This is a genomic window from Helicobacter labacensis, from assembly GCF_003660285.1.
Classification (GTDB): domain Bacteria; phylum Campylobacterota; class Campylobacteria; order Campylobacterales; family Helicobacteraceae; genus Helicobacter; species Helicobacter labacensis.
Window position 1 is genome coordinate 16,362 of record NZ_QXQQ01000017.1, and the last position, 18,074, is coordinate 34,435.

The 18,074-nt window shown below is 46.1% G+C and carries 21 protein-coding genes and 1 tRNA gene; 17 read left to right on the forward strand and 5 right to left on the reverse strand.

Annotated features, from left to right (window positions below):
- Positions 1-7 precede the first annotated feature (7 nt).
- From EAO33_RS06005 to EAO33_RS06045, 9 genes are all read left to right on the forward strand, one after another.
- On the forward strand, positions 8-1,045 hold the full coding sequence (locus EAO33_RS06005) for a flagellar basal body P-ring protein FlgI (RefSeq protein WP_120945873.1): 1,038 nt from the start codon (positions 8-10) through the stop codon (positions 1,043-1,045).
- The gene (locus EAO33_RS06010; protein WP_120945874.1) at positions 1,042-1,347 is read left to right on the forward strand and encodes a hypothetical protein; all 306 of its coding nucleotides are present in this window, start codon (positions 1,042-1,044) and stop codon (positions 1,345-1,347) included. Before EAO33_RS06005 ends, EAO33_RS06010 begins: the two co-directional genes overlap by 4 nt.
- A 5-nt stretch (positions 1,348-1,352) precedes the next feature.
- Entirely contained in the window at positions 1,353-2,384 is a 1,032-nt protein-coding gene (locus EAO33_RS06015; RefSeq protein ID WP_120945875.1) for a sensor histidine kinase, read from the forward strand.
- 108 nt (positions 2,385-2,492) lie between these two features.
- Positions 2,493-3,266 (forward strand): 5-oxoprolinase subunit PxpA, encoded by a 774-nt coding sequence (pxpA, locus tag EAO33_RS06020; RefSeq protein ID WP_120945876.1) that lies wholly within the window; start codon positions 2,493-2,495, stop codon positions 3,264-3,266.
- Between the two features lie 9 nt (positions 3,267-3,275).
- A complete protein-coding gene (locus EAO33_RS06025; protein WP_120945877.1) occupies positions 3,276-3,509 on the forward strand; it encodes an acetyl-CoA carboxylase in 234 nt (77 codons plus the stop codon).
- Positions 3,510-3,512: 3 nt separating this feature from the next.
- Positions 3,513-4,886, forward strand: a complete 1,374-nt coding sequence (locus tag EAO33_RS06030) for an acetyl-CoA carboxylase biotin carboxylase subunit (protein WP_120945878.1) — start codon at positions 3,513-3,515, stop codon at positions 4,884-4,886.
- On the forward strand, positions 4,876-5,772 hold the full coding sequence (locus EAO33_RS06035) for a 5-oxoprolinase subunit B family protein (RefSeq protein WP_120945879.1): 897 nt from the start codon (positions 4,876-4,878) through the stop codon (positions 5,770-5,772). The genes EAO33_RS06030 and EAO33_RS06035 overlap by 11 nt, the downstream gene beginning before the upstream one ends.
- Positions 5,769-6,743: a 5-oxoprolinase subunit C family protein gene (locus EAO33_RS06040; protein WP_120945880.1), complete on the forward strand. Its 975-nt coding sequence runs from the start codon at positions 5,769-5,771 to the stop codon at positions 6,741-6,743. The genes EAO33_RS06035 and EAO33_RS06040 overlap by 4 nt, the downstream gene beginning before the upstream one ends.
- 10 nt (positions 6,744-6,753) lie before the next feature.
- The gene (locus EAO33_RS06045) at positions 6,754-8,100 is read left to right on the forward strand and encodes a purine-cytosine permease family protein (RefSeq protein ID WP_120945881.1); all 1,347 of its coding nucleotides are present in this window, start codon (positions 6,754-6,756) and stop codon (positions 8,098-8,100) included.
- Between the two features lie 39 nt (positions 8,101-8,139).
- Here the strand turns inward: EAO33_RS06045 and EAO33_RS06050 are convergent.
- The 3 genes from EAO33_RS06050 to glmM all read right to left on the reverse strand — a co-directional run bounded on the left by EAO33_RS06050 (position 8,140) and on the right by glmM (position 10,077).
- Positions 8,140-8,214, reverse strand: a tRNA-Val gene (locus EAO33_RS06050).
- A 31-nt stretch (positions 8,215-8,245) separates the two neighbouring features.
- Entirely contained in the window at positions 8,246-8,746 is a 501-nt protein-coding gene (gene lspA, locus EAO33_RS06055) for a signal peptidase II (RefSeq protein ID WP_268877469.1), read from the reverse strand.
- On the reverse strand, positions 8,743-10,077 hold the full coding sequence (gene glmM / locus EAO33_RS06060) for a phosphoglucosamine mutase (RefSeq protein WP_120945882.1): 1,335 nt from the start codon (positions 10,075-10,077) through the stop codon (positions 8,743-8,745). Before glmM ends, lspA begins: the two co-directional genes overlap by 4 nt.
- Before the next feature lie 81 nt (positions 10,078-10,158).
- Here glmM and rpsT point away from each other — a divergent pair, with 81 nt between their 5' ends.
- From rpsT to EAO33_RS09490, 8 genes are all read left to right on the forward strand, one after another.
- Positions 10,159-10,434 (forward strand): 30S ribosomal protein S20, encoded by a 276-nt coding sequence (rpsT, locus tag EAO33_RS06065; protein ID WP_120945883.1) that lies wholly within the window; start codon positions 10,159-10,161, stop codon positions 10,432-10,434.
- A gap of 3 nt (positions 10,435-10,437) precedes the next feature.
- Positions 10,438-11,499 carry a peptide chain release factor 1 gene (gene prfA, locus EAO33_RS06070; RefSeq protein ID WP_120945884.1) on the forward strand — a complete coding sequence of 354 codons (1,062 nt, stop codon included), beginning with the start codon at positions 10,438-10,440 and terminating at the stop codon, positions 11,497-11,499.
- A gap of 25 nt (positions 11,500-11,524) precedes the next feature.
- Positions 11,525-12,538: an oxidoreductase gene (locus EAO33_RS06075; protein ID WP_120945885.1), complete on the forward strand. Its 1,014-nt coding sequence runs from the start codon at positions 11,525-11,527 to the stop codon at positions 12,536-12,538.
- A 357-nt stretch (positions 12,539-12,895) separates the two neighbouring features.
- Positions 12,896-13,117 carry a type II toxin-antitoxin system HicB family antitoxin gene (locus EAO33_RS06085; protein ID WP_120945887.1) on the forward strand — a complete coding sequence of 74 codons (222 nt, stop codon included), beginning with the start codon at positions 12,896-12,898 and terminating at the stop codon, positions 13,115-13,117.
- Entirely contained in the window at positions 13,118-13,297 is a 180-nt protein-coding gene (locus EAO33_RS06090) for a type II toxin-antitoxin system HicA family toxin (RefSeq protein WP_120945888.1), read from the forward strand.
- A complete protein-coding gene (locus EAO33_RS06095) occupies positions 13,297-13,929 on the forward strand; it encodes an IS607 family transposase (protein WP_120945889.1) in 633 nt (210 codons plus the stop codon). Before EAO33_RS06090 ends, EAO33_RS06095 begins: the two co-directional genes overlap by 1 nt.
- Positions 13,916-15,148 (forward strand): RNA-guided endonuclease InsQ/TnpB family protein, encoded by a 1,233-nt coding sequence (locus EAO33_RS06100; protein WP_120945890.1) that lies wholly within the window; start codon positions 13,916-13,918, stop codon positions 15,146-15,148. Before EAO33_RS06095 ends, EAO33_RS06100 begins: the two co-directional genes overlap by 14 nt.
- A 172-nt stretch (positions 15,149-15,320) precedes the next feature.
- Positions 15,321-15,470 carry a GTPase gene (locus tag EAO33_RS09490; protein WP_235853096.1) on the forward strand — a complete coding sequence of 50 codons (150 nt, stop codon included), beginning with the start codon at positions 15,321-15,323 and terminating at the stop codon, positions 15,468-15,470.
- Positions 15,471-16,861: 1,391 nt separating this feature from the next.
- Here the strand turns inward: EAO33_RS09490 and EAO33_RS06115 are convergent.
- Together EAO33_RS06115 and EAO33_RS06120 are read right to left on the reverse strand one after the other, a co-directional pair.
- A complete protein-coding gene (locus EAO33_RS06115; protein WP_120945892.1) occupies positions 16,862-17,311 on the reverse strand; it encodes a hypothetical protein in 450 nt (149 codons plus the stop codon).
- Entirely contained in the window at positions 17,311-17,766 is a 456-nt protein-coding gene (locus EAO33_RS06120; RefSeq protein WP_120945893.1) for an ImmA/IrrE family metallo-endopeptidase, read from the reverse strand. The genes EAO33_RS06115 and EAO33_RS06120 overlap by 1 nt, the downstream gene beginning before the upstream one ends.
- Between the last annotated feature and the right edge of the window lie 308 nt (positions 17,767-18,074).

Here is an 18,074-nt window from a genome sequence, read left to right on the forward strand (position 1 = left end):
AGCGCGCATGGGAAGTTTAAGCAAATTCTTAGCCCTTTGCTTGTGTGTGGCTGGCTTGCATGCCGAAAAGATTGAGGACATCGCTAATATCGTGGGCGTGCGCGATAACCAGCTGGTAGGCTATGGGCTGGTAATCGGGCTCAATGGCACGGGGGATAAGTCTGGCTCAAAATTTACCATGCAATCCATTGCTAACATGCTAGAGAGTGTCAATGTTAAAGTGTCCCCCCAAGACATCAAATCTAAGAATGTGGCTGCGGTGATGATCACCGCTAGCCTCCCCTCTTTTGCGCGTCAGGGCGATAAAATTGATGTGCAAATCTCCTCTATTGGAGACGCTAAGTCCATCGATCATGGGGTGTTGGTGATGACCCCTTTGAGCGCCATTGATGGGAATATTTACGCCATCGCACAGGGGAGTGTGAGCTTGGGCAATTCGGCTAACCTCCTCTCGGGCACGATCATCAATGGGGCGACTATTGAGCGCGAGATCAGTTACGATCTCTTTCATAAAAATGGCATGACACTCAGTCTTAAAAAGCCTAACTTCAAAAACGCGATCAAGATTCAAGAGGCTTTGAATCACACTTTTAAACAGCCCGTAGCCCTAGCCATCGATCCAAAGACGATCAAGCTCAAAAAGCCGGACAATTTAACGATGGTAGAGTTTCTAGCGTTGATTCAAGAAGTCAATATTGACTACAGCCATGCCAATAAGATTATCATTGATGAGAAATCAGGCACTGTGGTAGCCGGGGTGGATATTGTGGTGCACCCGGTGGTGGTTACTAGCGGAGATGTAACCATTAAGATCACAAAGGAACTCTTAGAGCCCAAGAAGGGCAAGGCAAAAAAAGACATCCAAAAGCTGGACGCGCAGACCATGTTTGACACCAAAGAGAATGTTTTGAGCTCCCAAAAAGCGACTATTGCTAGCGTGGTTAAGGCGTTGCAAAAAATCGGGGTGAGCCCTAAGGGCATTGTTTCTATCTTAGAGGCGATGAAAAAGGGGGGAGCGATCAGCGCAGAAATGGAGGTTATATGATTAAGAATAATTTAGACATCTACAACCAGTACCTAGCCAATAAACTCGATGCTAAAAGCCTTAAAGGCGATGATGCCAAGCTCAAAGAACAAACCAACGCCTTTGAATCCTTGCTCTTAAAATTCATGCTCGACACCGCGCTTAAATTAGACAACCCGCTCTACCCTAAGCAACCCGGGAGCGAGATTTACCAATCCATGTTTAAGGAGTCCCTCTCTGATCAACTCAGCGGACACTTTGGCTATAGCGAGCTCTTGTTCAATTTTCTCAAAGCCCAAGAGGAAGCCAAGAAAAAAAGTTAGTGTGCATGGAAAAGCCAACGGATTCAGAAGGGATTTTACACAAAATCGGGGATCGCCAAGAGCTTTTAGCCTTGCTCAATGAGTTTATCTTACAGAGCTACAAGGTAGAAAAAGAGTTTAAGGACTATAAAGCCCTCTATGAGTGGGTGATTGAGATTTTGCCCCAAGCCATTTGGGTGCTCAATGAGAACAAGAGCTTCTTTTACAAGAATAGCAAAGCCCTAGAGAATCAGAGTATTTTTGAAAAGGCGCGCGCGCAAGGCTTTAATAGCGAGATCGAGCACGAGGGTAAGAATTATTTGTTTCAGCACAATAAAATTCAGGGCAAGGAAATCATCACCGCCACAGACATCACCAAGCAAAAACGCCAAGAACGCCTAGTTTCTATGGGTAAAATCTCCGCCCACCTAGCCCACGAGATTCGCAACCCGGTAGGTTCGATCTCACTTCTCACTTCTGTCTTGCTCAAAAAGGTAGACGAAAAGACCAAGCCCATCGTGTTTGAATTGCAAAAGGCGTTGTGGCGTGTGGAGCGCATCATCAAGGCGACCCTGCTTTTTTCTAAAGGGGTGCATGCCAATAAAGTGGTGCAAAGTTTAGCGTTGTTGGAAGATGAGATCAAGGACGCGCTCAACCAATATACCTACACCAAAGAGATTACACTTAAAACCGCTATTGCGCCCATTAGCGCACGCTACGATCTAAGTTTGCTCAGTATCGCCTTGCAAAACTTCTTGTATAATGCCATCGATGCGATCGAAGAGGGGCATTTAGAAGAGGGGCAAATTGAAGTGAATATCTTTGAGGAGGGGGAATGGGTGGTGTGCCACATTAAGGACGATGGAAAAGAGATCATTGATAAAGAAGTGCTCTTTGAGCCCTTTGAAACCACCAAATTAAAGGGCAATGGCTTAGGTTTAGCACTCTCCTTGCAGGTGGTTCAAGCGCACGGGGGGCAAATCACCCTACTAGACACCCCAGAAAAAATCTTTGAAATCCGCATTTTGAGGGATTTGGAGGAAGCCACCTCTCCTTAAAATCTTTTAGTTTCTAATCTACCCGCGCGCTATGGGCGATCCTTGGAGCTTTTAGCAAAGTTAGTTTTGCCATGCCATACTTCTACACATATTTTACTAAGGAGAACCATGAAAAAACACATAGACTTAAATAGCGACATGGGGGAATGTTTTGGACCCTGGATTATTGGAGATGGCGTAGATGATGCAATCATGAAGCTCATTAGTAGTTGCAATATTGCCGCGGGCTTTCATGCTAGCGATCCCAATATCATGCGCCATAGCGTGCAAAACGCTTTAGAGCAAGGGGTAGAGATCGGGGTGCATCCGGGCTTTAGGGATTTGGTGGGCTTTGGGCGACGCCACATTGTGGCTAACCCCACGGAACTGACCAATGATTGCCTTTACCAGCTAGGCGCATTGCGTGAGTTTGTGCATTTTCTAGGGGGCAAATTGCACCACTTTAAGCCCCATGGGAGTTTGTATATCCATGCTAGCAAAGATCGCGCCTTCTCTGAGGAGCTGCTTAGCACTTTACATAAGATTGACCCCAGCTTACCTATTTATTGCATGGAAAACACGATCACGCATGCAGTCGCCAAGGAACTCAAACACCCCTTTGTGCGTGAGTTTTACGGGGATCGCGATTATGGCGAGGATGGGCAGTTGGTGATGGTGCGCCGTGCGCGCGCCTATACGCCCGAGGAGGTCGCCCAAAAGGTTTTACAAGCTTGCACAGAGGGCACGGTTCAAACTGTAACCGGTAAGACTATCCCCGTAGATTTTGACTCGGTGTGTATCCACAGCGACACCCCCGGGGCGCTCTCTTTGTTGCAAGCCACGCGCGCGCTTTTAGAAAAAAATGGCATTGCCATCCAAAAACCCACCATCCACCACCCTTAAGGAGAGATCATGCACGAAGTTGTAAGCCCCATCCCTGGAACCTTTTATCGCAAACCCAACCCGGATGCTGCCCCCTTTGTGGAGGTGGGATCAGAAGTGAGTGAGGACACCACCCTTTGCCTTGTGGAGGTGATGAAAACCTTCAATGAGATCAAGGCTGGAGTTAAAGGCAAGATCAAAGAGATCAGGGCGGAGAATGAACAATTTGTCAATCCGGGCGATGTGCTCTTTGTGGTGGAGTAGGCGATGCTAGAACACCCCTTAAAAATCCAAAAGGTTTTGGTGGCTAATCGCGGAGAAATCGCAGTGCGCATTATCCAAGCCGCCCATGAGCTCAATATGAAAGCCGTAGCGATCTACACGGACGCGGATGCGGGCAACCTTGCTTGTCAGTTAGCCGATGAGTCTTATCGCGTGGGGGAGAATCTCGCCCATAAGAGTTATCTTAATATTGATAATGTGCTTGAGGTGGCTAAACAAGCCAAAGTAGATGCCATCCACCCGGGCTATGGCTTTTTGAGCGAGAACGCCCAATTTGCTAAAAAAGTTGAAGAAGCGGGGATTATTTTTGTAGGTCCCTCAAGTGAGCTTATCGCCACCATGGGCGATAAGGCTAAAGCCCTAGAGCAGGCTAAAAAAAGCCAAGTGCCCATTATGCCAAGTAGTCCCGTGCTAGAGAGTGTGGATCAAGCCATGCAGGAGGCGCGCGCGGTGGGTTACCCCCTACTGATCAAAGCAATCGCGGGGGGCGGGGGCAAGGGGATTAGGCTTGTAGCAGATGAAGCCCAACTCAAAACCCAATTTGAGATCGCCACGGCAGAGGCGCGCGCAGCCTTTGGCAATGGGGGGGTGTATTTAGAAAAATACTTGCAAGGTGCTAAACATATTGAGGTGCAAATACTGGGCGATGGGCACAATGTGATTCACCTTTACGATCGCGAGTGTTCTTTGCAGCGGCGCAGGCAAAAGGTGCTAGAGGAAGCCCCCAGCCCTAGCCTAGATTCCCAAACACGAGAGGCGTTGTGCGCGTGTGCGGTGCGCATGGCAGCAGATGTGGGTTATAGCGGGGCGGGCACTTTGGAGTTTCTCTATGACACACAGAGCAAGGGCTTTTACTTTTTAGAGATGAATACGCGAATCCAAGTCGAGCATGGGATTACTGAAATGGTAACCGGGATTGACATTGTGCGCCAAATGTTGCGCATTGCCGATGGGCAAGGTTTGCACTACCAACAAAAAGACATTTCTTTACACGGGCATTCTGTGGAGGTAAGAATTAACGCCGAAGACCCCCAAAATAATTTTTTCCCCAGTCCCGGGGAGATCACTAAATTACAATGCCCCACCGGTTTGGGCGTGCGCTTGGATAGCATGCTCTTTAGCGGGCGCATCATCCCCCCTTTTTACGACTCGCTCATTGCTAAACTCATTGTCTATGATCGAAGCCGCCCCCTAGCCCTAAATAAGCTCAAAAGAGCTTTAAATGAGCTTAAAATTGAGGGGGTGAAAACCACCATCGGGCTTTTTAAGGAGCTGTTGGGTAACCCGCATATCCAAAAGGGCGATTACGACATTAACTTTTTAGAAAACTACCAGCAGGAGGCTAAAAATGGCGTTTAGATACAGCTTTGGGGGGGACACTTTTTTATTTGTAGAGGTGAGCGAGGAGGGGATGTCTTTAGAGGCGTTTTTTCTAGCCATGGCGATTTGCAATCGCTTGAGGGAAATGCAAGTGGAGGGCATCACCGAAATTTGCCCGGCTAACGCGTCCTATATGATCGCCTTTAATCCGGATATTTTACCCCACACCAAAGCCTTAGAGATTTTAAAATCCCTAGAAAAAGAGGTTGTAGGGGCGCGCACAGAGATTCAAACCCGCCTGATTGAAATGCCCGTTTTTTACAACGACCCTTATACTTATGAATGCCAAATGCGTTTCCGCAATAACCACCAATGCAGAGAGCCCGGATCCACCCTAGACCCCAATATTACCGACATTGAATACGCCCGCCAGATCAATAACTATGACAGTATAGAGGCGTTTATCAAGGCGCACTCACAGAGCCCTTGGTTTGTGAGTATGATAGGCTTTGTAGCCGGACTGCCTTGGCTTTACCAGCTTGTAGAACGCCAAGCCCAAATAGAAGTGCCCAAGTATGCGATTGCGCGCATTGATACCCCGGCGCTGACCATCGGGCATGGGGGGTGCTTTGGGTGCATTTATGCGGTGCGCGGGGGTGGAGGGTATCAGATGATGGGGATCACGCCCGCGCCCGTGTGGGACCCCAAGCAGAGATTGCCCTATTTTAAAGAGAGCATGGTGTTTTTAAACCCCGGGGACATTATCAAATTCACCCCCTGCACGCAAGCCGAGTATGATCAATATGTCAAAGAGGTAGAGGCAGGCACTTTTGATCTCAAAATCCGCCCTACACGCTTTTCTTTGCAAGAGTGGCAAAGCGACCCCAAAGCCTATAACCAAAAAATCTTGGAGGTGTTAGCATGAGCTCTTTTAAAGTGATCAAGCCGGGCATTGCGACTTATGTAGAGGATTTGGGGCGTTATGGTTACTACCATTTGGGCATTCCCCCCGGAGGCGCGCTCGATCAAGCCTCTTTCATCGCGGCTAATGTCTTGGTGGGCAATGATAAAAACGCCGCGGCTTTAGAGGTGGCTTTAATGGCACCCGAATTAGAATTTGAGCAAGAAACCTACATTGCCGTAACTGGCGCGCACACCACCCCGCTTATCAATGGGGAGGAGATGCCCAGCAATAGCGCGCTTAAAGTGCCCGCAGGGGGCAAACTTAGCTTTAGCTATCTCAAAAAGGGCGCGCGTGCTTATATCGCTATGGCTGGAGGGGTGGATGTGCCCGTAGTGATGGGCTCGCGCTCCACCTATCCGCTAGGGAGCATTGGGGGTTTTAAGGGGCGTAAACTTGAGGAGGGCGATGTGCTCCAAATTGGCAAACCTATGGGCAAGCCCAGTAGCAAGAGCCTAGCCCCAGAGTTTCATCTACACCTAGAAGAAGTGGAGGTTTTGCGCGTGATCTTGGGACTGCAGGATTACAAGCTCACGCAACAGAGTTTGCACAATCTCTTTAACGATGTCTATGTCGTCTCCACGCAGGCAGATAGGCTGGGCTATCGCTTTAAAAACGGGCAGAAATTCACCTATAAAGATTTGCCCCAGCCCTTTGGCGCGGGCTCAAATCCGAGCAATATCCCCGATGCTTGCTACCCGGTGGGCTCGATGCAAGCTCCCGGGGGCAATGAACCCATAGTCTTGCAAAGGGACGCGCCCAGTGGGGGCGGATTTGCAATGTATTGCACGCTGATTAGTTGCGATTTGGATCGCCTAGGGCAGTTTGCGCCTAATCAAAAAGTGCGCTTTAAAGCCGTAGATATGGAGCAAGCTCTAGTGGCGCGCAAAGCCTATCAAGACAAGATTGCCAAGATGATTGAGAGTTTGAGTTAAAGGAGATGCCATGCCCACACACCATGAGGACTTAGCCCATAAGCATACAGAGGATGAATCCACTTTTGTAGTTACGCAGGAGAGAAAAGCCTCACGGGGTTCTTTGATGATGTCTTGGTGGGGGGTTTGTTCGGCTTTGTTTTATGTGGTGGTGGGGGTGGCGATGGCACAAGCCTATGGCACCAAAAATGCCCTGATCGGGTTGCTCATCACCGTAGTAGCGTATTCTCTCATCAACGCGTTTATCTCTAGCTATGCGGCTAAGAGCGGTCTTTCTGTCGCCCTATTTTCACGCGTGCTCTTTGGAAGTAAGGGGGCTGCCCTAGCTACCTTGATTTTCTTTGCTACTGCCATTTACTACGCCGTTTTTGAAGGGTATGTGATTGCGCTAGCAGCCACGCATAAATTCCCCGCTCTGCCCCACTGGGGGGCGTGCTTGATCATCGTGGCTTTTTCCGTGCCCTTGATCTTTGGCTCGGTGCAACACTGGTTAGATAAATTTAACGGGGTGCTCTTGCCCTTGTACCTCTTAGGGCTAGTGGCTTCTGTGATCTATGCGACTAGCACCTATGGTTATAATGAAGCGTGGTTACACATGGGACCTAAAAACGCGCCCCCCTTTGGCTGGTGGCATGTAGCAGTATATTACATGGGCGTGTGGGTGTTGATGATGTATACCTTTGACTTCGCGCGCTTTGGCAAAAGAGAAGATGTTAAGTTTCACGCCTTTATCACCTTTGGCGCACCCTTTTACTTAGTCGCCTTTGTGCTCTCGGCGTTGGTAGGCATTTACTTGGTGAGCACCATGCCTAAATTAGCCACTTCGGAGTCCGCGGTCGCTTTTGCCTTCATTGAATTGCTGGGCATTTTTGGACTGCTCTTTGTGATCATCACCCAAGCGCGCATCAACACGGCTAACTACTTCTTGGGCGCGACCAACATGCAAGCCTTTTTTAAGGAGGTTTTGGGGCTGGATTTTTCCAAATACATTTGGGCGGTCTTAGTCGGAGCAGTAGTGTTTTTGCTCATGTTAATAGACATGTTTGCCTATCTACTTACCGCTTTAGCTTATCAAGGTATCTTTGTGGTGGCGTGGGTGGCAATCGCTTTGGTGCATATTTTAAGCGCGCCCAATTACGAGCAAGATGTGCGCAATGCCTTAAGTGCACCCGCCTTCAAGGCGGCCGGACTGGTGGCGTGGTTTGGCGCGAGTCTAGTGGGCATTTTAGCTTATCATGGGGTGTTGATCTCTAAGGATTTGGGTGCAAATTGGTATGCTACGGCTACTTTTGTGAGCGCGTGCGTGCTGTATTTGTTGTTGCGCAAAACACCCAATAAACAGCCCCATGCGCTATGAGGGGGTAAGAGCTATAAAAGGCGTTGAGTTTATGGGTTATGGTGGTCCCGACTGGACTTGAACCAGCGACCCCTACCATGTCAAGGTAGTGCTCTACCACTGAGCTACGCGACCACAATTTTATAGGAATTGCTAAAGGCGGGAATTATACCTGATTGTGTTGGTCTTTTGCCTTAAAGCTTTTGCGCTTGCTTAAACTTTGTTTGAGCGCGTCTAGCAACAACAAACCCACACCCACATCAATGAGCACATCGGCTAAATTGAACACCGCAAAATCAAATTTATAATGCCAATAGACATAATCAATCACATGCCCATGCACGAAGCGATCGAGTAGATTGGAGCTCCCCGCCCCCAAAACTAACCCAAAAGGGATATGGGCTTGTAGAAAAAAAGCGCGTTGGGATAAGAGCATGATTACCATGCCTATGATTAAGAGGGTTTGCAAATACTTGAGCCAAGGTCCTAAAAACTCCAGCATAGAAAAAGCCACGCCTTTATTGTAGGCTAGCACGATAGAGATCACAGGACCCTCTGCTCTAAAGCCCTGTAAAATCCACTGCTTGATGGCTTGATCGCACAGCATGGCTAATAACCCCACCCCTACAAACCAAAACAGCGCGCGCTTAAAAGGCGTAACACTCAAAGTAGTTGCTCTTGTAAAAAGGCTTTGAGCTCTTTGGCTTTATTTTCTAGTAGAACGCGCTCCTTGCCCTCTAGCAAAATGCGTAAGAGATTTTCTGTGCCTGAGTAGCGGATGAGATGACGGATATGCGCCTTTTCTAAAGCCTGCAATTTTTCAGTAAACCCGGGTAATTTGTCTAAGGGCTTTTTGTCTTTCACGCGCACATTTTCTAACACTTGGGGGTAGAGATTAAAGGGGTTGAGCACCTTGCTACTAGGCTGTTTGCTCTCTACCACCAGCGCGGCGACCTGCAACGCGCCCATGATCCCATCGCCTGTTTTAGAATAATCCCCAAAGATGAGATGCCCACTCTGCTCTGCTCCAAAACTCAAGTTATGCGCTTGCATCGCCGCGCTCACGCATTTGTCCCCCACATCGCAAAACACCACCCCGATATGATGTTGTTTAAGATACTCCTCTAAAGAGAGATTGCTCATCGTGGTTGCCACAATGCTAGCATTACTCAATGCGTTACGCTTATAATTATAAAGGGCGAGCGCGCCAATGAGTTTATCCCCGGGCACCACCACGCCGGTGTTATCCACCACCACCAGCCGATCGGCATCTCCATCTAAGGCAATACCTAAATCCGCGCGGTAGCGTTTGACCTCTTGGCTTAACTCTAAAGGATAGAGCGCGCCACATTGCGCGTTGATATTGCTCCCATTGGGCTCATCATTGATCACAATCACATCTGCGCCCAGCTCGCTAAAGACCACAGGGGCGACCTTGTAGCCTGCTCCATTAGCTGTGTCAATGACTACGCGCATGCCCTGCAAATTGAGATGTTTGGGAAAGGAATTTTTTAAATGCACGATGTAGCGCCCTACCACATCATCAATGCGTTTGGCACTCCCAATCTCTAGCCCAGATTGGCAACTCTGCTCGACGCGCTTAGTGTCAGCAAAGATTTTTTCAATCTGTAATTCGCTCTCCCTTTGGAGTTTATAACCGAAGCGATCGAAAAACTTGATCCCATTGTCTTCAAAAGGGTTATGACTAGCGCTAATCATCACCCCCGCATCACAGCGCATGTTTTCGGTCAAAAAGGCGATAGCGGGCGTGGGCATAGGACCAATTTGAATCACATCATAGCCCACGCTGGTAAGCGCACTCACTAGGGCGTTTTCAATCATATAACCACTGCGGCGCGTGTCCTTGCCCACTAAGATTTTATTGCTGATGGCTTGTTTGCGAAAGTAGAGCCCAGCAGCGATGCCTAGTTGCATCACAAACATGGGCGTGATCTCCACACCCGCCCTGCCCCTGACCCCATCCGTGCCAAAAATCATGCGCGCCCCAAAATTTAGTTCTCTTTAATTAAGATAAAGCTACAATTCTAACACACTATTTTTGATAAAAGGATTAAGTGCATGGCTAATCATAAATCCGCGCAAAAGCGAATCCGTCAAACTATTAAGCGCACCGAACGCAACCGCTTTTATAAAACCCGCCTGAAAAATATCATCAAAGCGGTGCGCGAAGCGGTGGCGCATAATGATCTCCCTAAAGCCCAAGAATCCCTTAAAGTGGCGAATAAAGAATTGCATAAATTCGTGAGCAAAGGCGTTTTAAAGAAAAACACCGCGTCTAGGAAGGTGTCGCGCTTGAACGCGAGTGTGAAAAAGATCGCTCTGGCTAACGCTTAAATCGTGCTCTCTACTAAACTAAAAGAAGTTGTGGCGCGCTATGATGCGCTCGCTCACTCTCTTGCCCAGCCTGAAATCTTAGGGGATGTCAAACGCCTAAGAGAACTGAGCAAAGAACAAGCCAGCTTAGAGGAGCTTGCTGTGCAGGCAAAAGAGTATCTAGGCGTGCTAGACTCCATTCAAGAAAACAAGGCATTACTAGAGGATAAAGAGCTAGGCGAATTAGCCAAAGAGGAGCTTAAAATCCTAGAGGAGCAAAGCAAAGCCCTAGAAGAGCGCATTAAAATTTTGCTCATCCCCAAAGACCCTAATGACAATAAAAATATTTATTTGGAATTGCGCGCGGGCACAGGGGGCGATGAGGCGGGGATTTTTGTGGGCGATCTCTTTAAAGCCTATTGCCGTTATGCGGATTTAAAGCGTTGGAAGGTGGAAATTGTCAGCTCCAGTGAAAATAGCGTGGGGGGGTATAAAGAAATGATCGCGCTCATCAAGGGGCAGGGGGTGTATTCGCGCCTGAAATTTGAAGCGGGCACGCACCGCGTGCAACGCGTGCCAGAGACCGAATCGCAGGGGCGTATCCACACCTCAGCCATCACTGTGGCGATCATGCCTGAAGCGGACGATGTGGAGATCAATATTAACCCGAGCGATTTGCGCATTGAGGTTTTTAGAGCGGGCGGGCATGGGGGGCAATGTGTGAATACTACTGATTCAGCTGTAAGAATTACACATGTGCCTAGTGGAATCAGCGTTTCTATGCAGGATGAAAAATCCCAACATAAAAACAAGGACAAAGCCCTAAAGATTTTAAAAGCCCGTTTGTATGAAAAGCAGATTGAGGAGCAACAACAAGCCCACTCGCAGGAGCGCAAAATGCAGGTGGGCAGTGGGGATCGCAGTGAGCGCATCCGCACCTATAATTACCCACAAAACCGCTTGAGCGATCACCGCATTAATCTAACTCTTTATAGCCTAGAGGAGATCATGCTCTCAGGCAACCTAGACCCCGTGATCGAGCCCTTGATCGCGCACGCGCAGGCGGTGGCGAGCGCAGAAGTCTAGAGCACATTAGTTTTAAGGAAGACAAATGCCAAAAAAAACCCTATTATTTAGCCCGTGGAAAATTAAGGATTTAGAGATCAAAAACCGCGTGGTGATGGCACCTATGGATCAATACAGCGCGCAAAATGGTTATGTTAATGACTGGCACACCCACCACTACATCGCTCGTGCGATCGGGCAGGTAGGCTTGATCATCTTTGAAGTAGCAGCGGTGAGTGCTAATGGGCGCATTGATCCGGGGGATCTGGGTATTTATGAACAAGAGCATGTAGAGGGCTTGGCACAAATTGTGCAAGAGTGCCATAAACACGGCTCTAAGGTAGCACTGCAAATTGGACATGCAGGCAGAAAGGGGGTGTTAAAAGACACCCCACTTTTAGCCCCCTGCGCCCTGCGCTTTAGTGAACAATACGCCATGCCTAAAGAAATGGATACACAAGACATTAAGCAGGTCATTTTAGGGTTTAAACAAGCAGGATTGAGGGCAAAGCAAGCCGGCTTTGATGCAATCGAAATCCACGCCGCACATGGGTATTTGCTCAGTAGCTTTTTATCCCCCTTAAGCAACCAAAGAAGCGATGTTTATGGCAAAAATCGGGCATTGCTCTTACAAGAAATCTTGCAAACCCTAAGAGAAGCCATAGATTTACCTCTTTTGGTGCGTATCTCGGCTACAGACTACCACAAAGAGGGCAACACTCCCCAAACTATAGCCCAACTCTTAGAGCCCTTAAGCTCTCTTTATGATGCTTTGGATGTGAGTAGTGGGGGCGTGCTAGAAGCTCCCATTAAGACTTATCCGGGTTATCAAATCCCTTATGCGGACTATCTCAAAGAAGCGTTAGGCAAGCCCACCATCGGGGGTGGGTTGCTTGAAGAACCCAAAATGGCACAAAAGCTCATCGCTAGCCAAGTGGTGGATGCAATCTATTTAGCGCGCGCTCTGCTCAAAAACCCCTTTTGGTGTTTTAACGCCGCTCTGAGTTTAGGGCAAGAGATTGATATTCCTAAGCCCTATGCTAGAATGGTGCATTTGTAAGCACTCCCGCTTTATCTCTCGCGCGCTAAAGCCCCCACAAAGCAGGGTGCTTTGTTCCTCTTTGCTCGCAAACATCGCGCTTTTAGGTATTCCTTTTCTTAACTATTATCAGCAAAGAGCCTTGAATATCGCCTTGCTTTTTGGATTATTGGAGTATGGGGCGTATGTTTTGGTTAGAGGAATTATTGAGGATGAAAAAGCTAGGCAGGACTAGATGTCAACAGATGTGGGAGCGCAACTGAGTTGCATAAGGAATAGCTTAGAAAAAGCTACGAGTGTATGATGAACCTTTCAATTTGAATTTTATTAAAGTATATTATATGTATAATCATAAGAAATTCATTTAAAGGTTATTTAGTGATTCTGAACGCTATCATTGAGAAGGACGAGTTTGGGTATTTTGCTTTTGTTCCTTCTTTGAAAGGCTGTGTATCGCAAGGGGATAGTTACGAAGAAGCTCTAAAAAATATTAAGGAAGCTATCGAGCTTTATTTAGAGAGCTTGGACGATGATGAGCGCGCTTGTGTATTAAAGCAAAGTTCTTTAATAGCCCCTATTGAAGCGGCTTTGAATGTCTGAATTGGACTAACAGCTAAAGAAGCAGAAAAGTTATTATTGCAAAATGGGTTTATTTTGTTGAGACAGAAAGGTAGTCATAGGATTTATTTAAAAGGCAAGGTTAGACAAGTCTTGCCCTATCATTCCGGTAAAATTTTACACCCTAAAATCATAAAAGAAATAATGGAAAACATATCTTAATGAAATCTAAAGAAGTTCTCAAACTCCTTAAAATCAGCCGTGTTACTCTTTGGAAGTATGTTAGAGATGGGAAAATACGAGTCGAACAAGAACCCAATGGTTATTATAAATACTACGATGCGGATGTCTATAAACTTCTAGGGATTGAGGATGGGCGCTGGAATGTTGTTTATGCCCGCGTTTCTACTGCTAAACAAAAACAGGACTTGCAAAACCAGATTGATAACAGCCTTGCTTACTTGAATGCTAAGGGCATTAGCGTAAATAAAATCTATTCTGACATTAAGAGCGGGATGACTTTAGATAGAAAAGGCTTTATTGACTTGCTCTATGATGTAATGGACTATAAAATCCAAGCAGTCTATGTTTCTTACAAGGATAGACTAGCTAGACTAAGCTATGAATTGGTAGAAAGACTATTTAGTGATTATGGCACTCAGATCATCGTCATTAACTCCTGTGAGTCTAAGAGCTTAGAACAAGAACTCTTTGAGGATATTATGCAGACAATCCATTCTTTTTCTATGAAAATGTATTCTAAACGAAGGATTGCTAAGAAGCTATTGATAGAAGCTAGAGCTAATCCTAGTCTGATTGAAGCACTTAATGGTGAAAGCGATGCAACTGACTGAACGGCATATCATCAAGCCTAACCACCCATCGTTTAAACGAATTTGGCGTTTCTGTCACCTATCTAAAAATCTCTACAACTATGCTAATTTTATTCTTAGAGAGCATTACTTGGCTGGGTTCAAGTTACCGACTGCTTATGATTTGATTAATCGTTTTGTTAAGGAAAACCAAAGAGACTATAGAGCCTTGCCTGCTCAAAGTGCCCAGCAAACTATTATGCTATTGTGCCAAAACTGGAAGTCTTACTTTAAAGCGATTAAAGCTTACAGAGCTAAACCCTCTAAATTCTTTTCTCGTCCTAAAATCCCTAAGTTTAAGCCTAGAGGACAAGAGGGCGTAGCTGTGGGGGTTTGCACTAACCAACAAATCTCTTTTACCAAAGGCACTCTTACTAAAATCAAATTCCCAGAAAGAGCTAATCTCAAACGATTAATCACTAAAGTTGATCGAACTACTTCTAGGATAAAGCAAGTGCGCTTCATCCCTAAGACTACTTGTTTTATCGTGGAAGTGATCCACGAACAAACTACACAAACGCCACAAGCGCAAGGCGAAGGTTTTCTTGGCATTGATCTAGGGCTTAATAACTTCGTAACTGCAATAGATAATCAAACTAGACCTTTTATTATCAAGGGCGGAGGTGTTAAGTCTGTCAATCAGTGGTTTAACAAACTCAAAGCGCATTACCAAGCTAAAGCTAAATTGTCCAATAAGCGGTTTTGGACTAAAAGACTAGGTAGGTTAGCCTTGTGGAGGGACTGCAAACTTAATAACTTTATGCACAAGGCTAGTTGTTATCTCATCCAACACTGCTTACAGCACCGCATTTCTACTATTGTTGTAGGTAAGAACGATGGCTGGAAACAACAGATAGGACTAGGCAAGAGAAATAATCAAAACTTTGTTTCTATCCCTTATCAGTCTTTCTTAGACAAATTAGCCTATAAGTGCGAGCTTGCTGGGATAGATTTGATTCTCACTGAAGAGAATTATACCAGTAAGTGCGACCACCTTGCTAATGAGTCTATGCAACATCACGAGCAATATTTAGGCAAACGCGTTAAACGAGGTCTTTTTAAATCTAGCACGGGTAAGTTTTTAAATGCCGATGTTAATGGTGCTATTGGCATCTTAAGAAAAGTATTCCCTGATGTAGTGCAAACTCTAAGGGATAGCGGAGTAGTGTTCACTCCTGTAAAAATTTCGTTGGCGTTCTGATAGACACGATGAGAAAATTTACGAAAAATAACTTAAATATCCTTAAATGGATTGAATGGTTTTTTGAGCATTTAGTGCACCTAAGAGCCGTGAGGTTTTTGTAGGATGGTTAAAGGGTGCAGGTGCAGACTTTGAGACGCATAAAACTAAGAGTTTAGATCAACTAGCACGCTTGGAGCAAAGGGATAACCCAGAAGTTACCATCGCCCTTTTTGGCGAAACCAATGCCGGTAAATCCACTCTCATTGAGGCCTTGCGCCTTTTTTTCAAAGAGAAAAGCAAAGTTGCCGCACAAGAGGCTTTTAAGAAAAACCAAGCCTAGATAACGCCGATGGGGCGATTATCAATGCCACGGAAGACTTTACAAAGAGCACCATGTCTTACCCTTGTCGCTTTACGCTTACCGGGGGGAACTTTTACACTCTCTTCTTTAATCATGTTGACATGTTAGCTAAAAAAAGCTTATATATCCATAGTGGCCTAGTCCACCTAAGTGTTGTAGAGTGATGGGACCGACCCATCCCGAGAAGGTAGCAAACTGCCTTAGATGCTTAGGGGTATGGGCAGTGGACTTACCCTAGGCTTAGTCCCACCGCTGTTGATTTTAGCCGAGAGTGGCTAATGGAGGTAGAGTGGATCGACTTGCTTAGGGGGATACCGACCACGCATGCCAGATGAATCCACCAACCTTTGCCTTTGCCTTTAAACAAATAGGACGCGTCCGCCGCTAGCGGTTTTGCCTTTGGCCTTTGTAGCCTTGTGCTATGCGATCTTTGAAAAAACTAATGAGCTAATTTAACTTAAGTGGCTTGTTGTTGTTTTTTTGCTTTAAAAATGTCGCGCACCTCTCTAGCGTTTTTTTTAGAGAACAAAACTACAGGGGTTTTTATGCCCAATTTTTTTTGCTTAAATTTTACTTAAATAAAAAAAATTCTTGTTTTAAGATTGGGGCGCGCTTTGCTTAAAAAAATGGGCACATAAAAAAAGAAATGCAGAATAAAAAAATTTTTTATGTATTTCTTTTAACCACCTTGAATGCGCGCTTAAAAAGAGATATGCCAACATTTTTTAAGCTAGTTTTAAGGCGATTAAACAAATTTTAAGCGTCCAAAGTTATAATCAAACAATATGTTGTGCTTGCGCGCGCGCGTCTGCGGGCGCACCACACAGTACAACCACATTGAATGGGTCGACTCAAGCGATCGGCGCGCGCATTATAAAATTTTTCTCAAAGAAAAAAAGGCTTAAGATTTTTTCTTAAGGTTAAAGATGAATTTTCGCCCTAAAGGCGTGAAAAAGCGCGCATTAGAGCTGATCTGTGATATGAGGAAATGGAGGAACTAGAATGTCCTCTTTGAGGGCGCGTGGGCTTTAAGGTGCAAGTGGGTACAGTAATCTCGCTCGACTACCGGTGGTAGAAAGAGATGGCTCGCGGTGCCTTAGTCTGCGCTAAAGCGTTGGCTAGTGTGAATTGCGACTATGCCCAGCGAGGGGGAAATAGGAGATTTCACCTCGCAGAGGCACAAGAGAAAGATGCCATGGATATAGAAAGACATGGCACGGGCATTATAGTATATTTTAGCTTTTCTGTCTGCTACGCGCTTTTAGTAATTTTGGGGTAGGGTAAAAACGCCCCGTGAAGATGGATAGGTCTCTGCAGGGTTTCGGGGGCGCATGTGTGGCGCACCTACTGACCTCTATTTCAAAAAGTGTTTAAAAGCTTCTCTTGAAAGCTTCTCTTGGGGCGATTTCTTGCGCATACTTAACATGTTCTTCTCTAGTTTCTTCCATATAAACACCGGCATATAAAGACGGCTTAGCTGCGTAGATGGCTAGACTACAAATGCCCAAAAATACCCTTAGGGCATAAAAGAGGGAAATCCACCGCCCCCTAGCTTTAGCAAAATTGCCCTGTTTACAAATAGAAGGGAGGTCATTGATTTGTGCAATGAAAACAAACCCTAGAGACAGAAACAAGGACACTTGAAAATTGTGGCCAGCACTATCTTTAAAAATATAGGACACTGCTAAGGGCAAGTAACTAAACAACGCCCTGCCTGCAACAAGGGGGAGCATCCAGAGAGCCCTTTCAAAAATCTTGACAGACCGACGCTCCGTGGCTCTAATCTGCCCTTTTTCTAATTCGCTATCAAAATCATCCATCAAAGTTCCATGATCGAAACAAAGTTGTAGCGGTGTGCGGCAAACTCATAAGAGACATTAAAATACCCTTTGAGGTCGGCAATGTCATACCCCCAAAGTATGCACGAAGCGACTTCATCATAGGGCATTAACAATTCCGCAGCGAAAGCGTTAGCCTCTTGCTCCTCTATTTTGCGCACGGGGTCTAATTGCTCATAGCTCACAGCGCGGGATCGTACTTGATCTCTTGAATGCAATACCCAATGTCCAATCTCATGCGCTATTGAAAAGAACTTCCTAGATAGGGGCTTGTCGTCATCTAAAATCAGTATAACCCGCTCCTGAGGATCTAAAAGAGCTTCATCTTGGATGGCATCATCTTTTGGGGCGCGCTTTAATTTTAGCCCTAGGTCATGCAAAAGGAGTTTAAAATCGATGGGTCTAGCCTTTTTGTAAAATGCATCGCTGTTGCGCAACTCTTTAGCTTTGTTTGTGGCTGTTTCGAAGTCTGGTTTCTCTGATTCGCTCCCATTCGTGCGCTGTTATAGCGAATTTGTGCGCTTGTATTGTAAACAGAGTCCGCTCCGCATTAGCGGGCGGTTTCCTTGAAGGTGGTTTTAGCGGGGCTTTTTGCGCTCGGCTAGAATGTCATAGACTTCTTGTTCTTTTTTCAACTCAGCGATGTGGGCAACCAACAGCAACTTAAACCCTATAAAATTCTATAATTCTCTATAAAAAATTTATATATTCTTAAGTTTGTTCATGCTAGCATGTTGTCATGAAC

Bases quoted from the DNA above. Each gene is read 5' to 3' on its own strand.
- EAO33_RS06100 (WP_120945890.1), top strand. From the start codon at position 13,916: ATGCAACTGACTGAACGGCATATCATCAAGCCTAACCACCCATCGTTT.
- EAO33_RS06040 (WP_120945880.1), top strand. From the start codon at position 5,769: ATGAGCTCTTTTAAAGTGATCAAGCCGGGCATTGCGACTTATGTAGAG.
- EAO33_RS06025 (WP_120945877.1), top strand. From the start codon at position 3,276: ATGCACGAAGTTGTAAGCCCCATCCCTGGAACCTTTTATCGCAAACCC.
- EAO33_RS06015 (WP_120945875.1), top strand. From the start codon at position 1,353: ATGGAAAAGCCAACGGATTCAGAAGGGATTTTACACAAAATCGGGGAT.
- EAO33_RS06115 (WP_120945892.1), bottom strand. From the start codon at position 17,311: ATGGATGATTTTGATAGCGAATTAGAAAAAGGGCAGATTAGAGCCACG.
- EAO33_RS06045 (WP_120945881.1), top strand. From the start codon at position 6,754: ATGCCCACACACCATGAGGACTTAGCCCATAAGCATACAGAGGATGAA.
- pxpA (WP_120945876.1), top strand. From the start codon at position 2,493: ATGAAAAAACACATAGACTTAAATAGCGACATGGGGGAATGTTTTGGA.
- EAO33_RS06030 (WP_120945878.1), top strand. From the start codon at position 3,513: ATGCTAGAACACCCCTTAAAAATCCAAAAGGTTTTGGTGGCTAATCGC.
- rpsT (WP_120945883.1), top strand. From the start codon at position 10,159: ATGGCTAATCATAAATCCGCGCAAAAGCGAATCCGTCAAACTATTAAG.
- EAO33_RS06095 (WP_120945889.1), top strand. From the start codon at position 13,297: ATGAAATCTAAAGAAGTTCTCAAACTCCTTAAAATCAGCCGTGTTACT.
- EAO33_RS06035 (WP_120945879.1), top strand. From the start codon at position 4,876: ATGGCGTTTAGATACAGCTTTGGGGGGGACACTTTTTTATTTGTAGAG.
- EAO33_RS06005 (WP_120945873.1), top strand. From the start codon at position 8: ATGGGAAGTTTAAGCAAATTCTTAGCCCTTTGCTTGTGTGTGGCTGGC.
- glmM (WP_120945882.1), bottom strand. From the start codon at position 10,077: ATGATTTTTGGCACGGATGGGGTCAGGGGCAGGGCGGGTGTGGAGATC.
- EAO33_RS06010 (WP_120945874.1), top strand. From the start codon at position 1,042: ATGATTAAGAATAATTTAGACATCTACAACCAGTACCTAGCCAATAAA.
- EAO33_RS06075 (WP_120945885.1), top strand. From the start codon at position 11,525: ATGCCAAAAAAAACCCTATTATTTAGCCCGTGGAAAATTAAGGATTTA.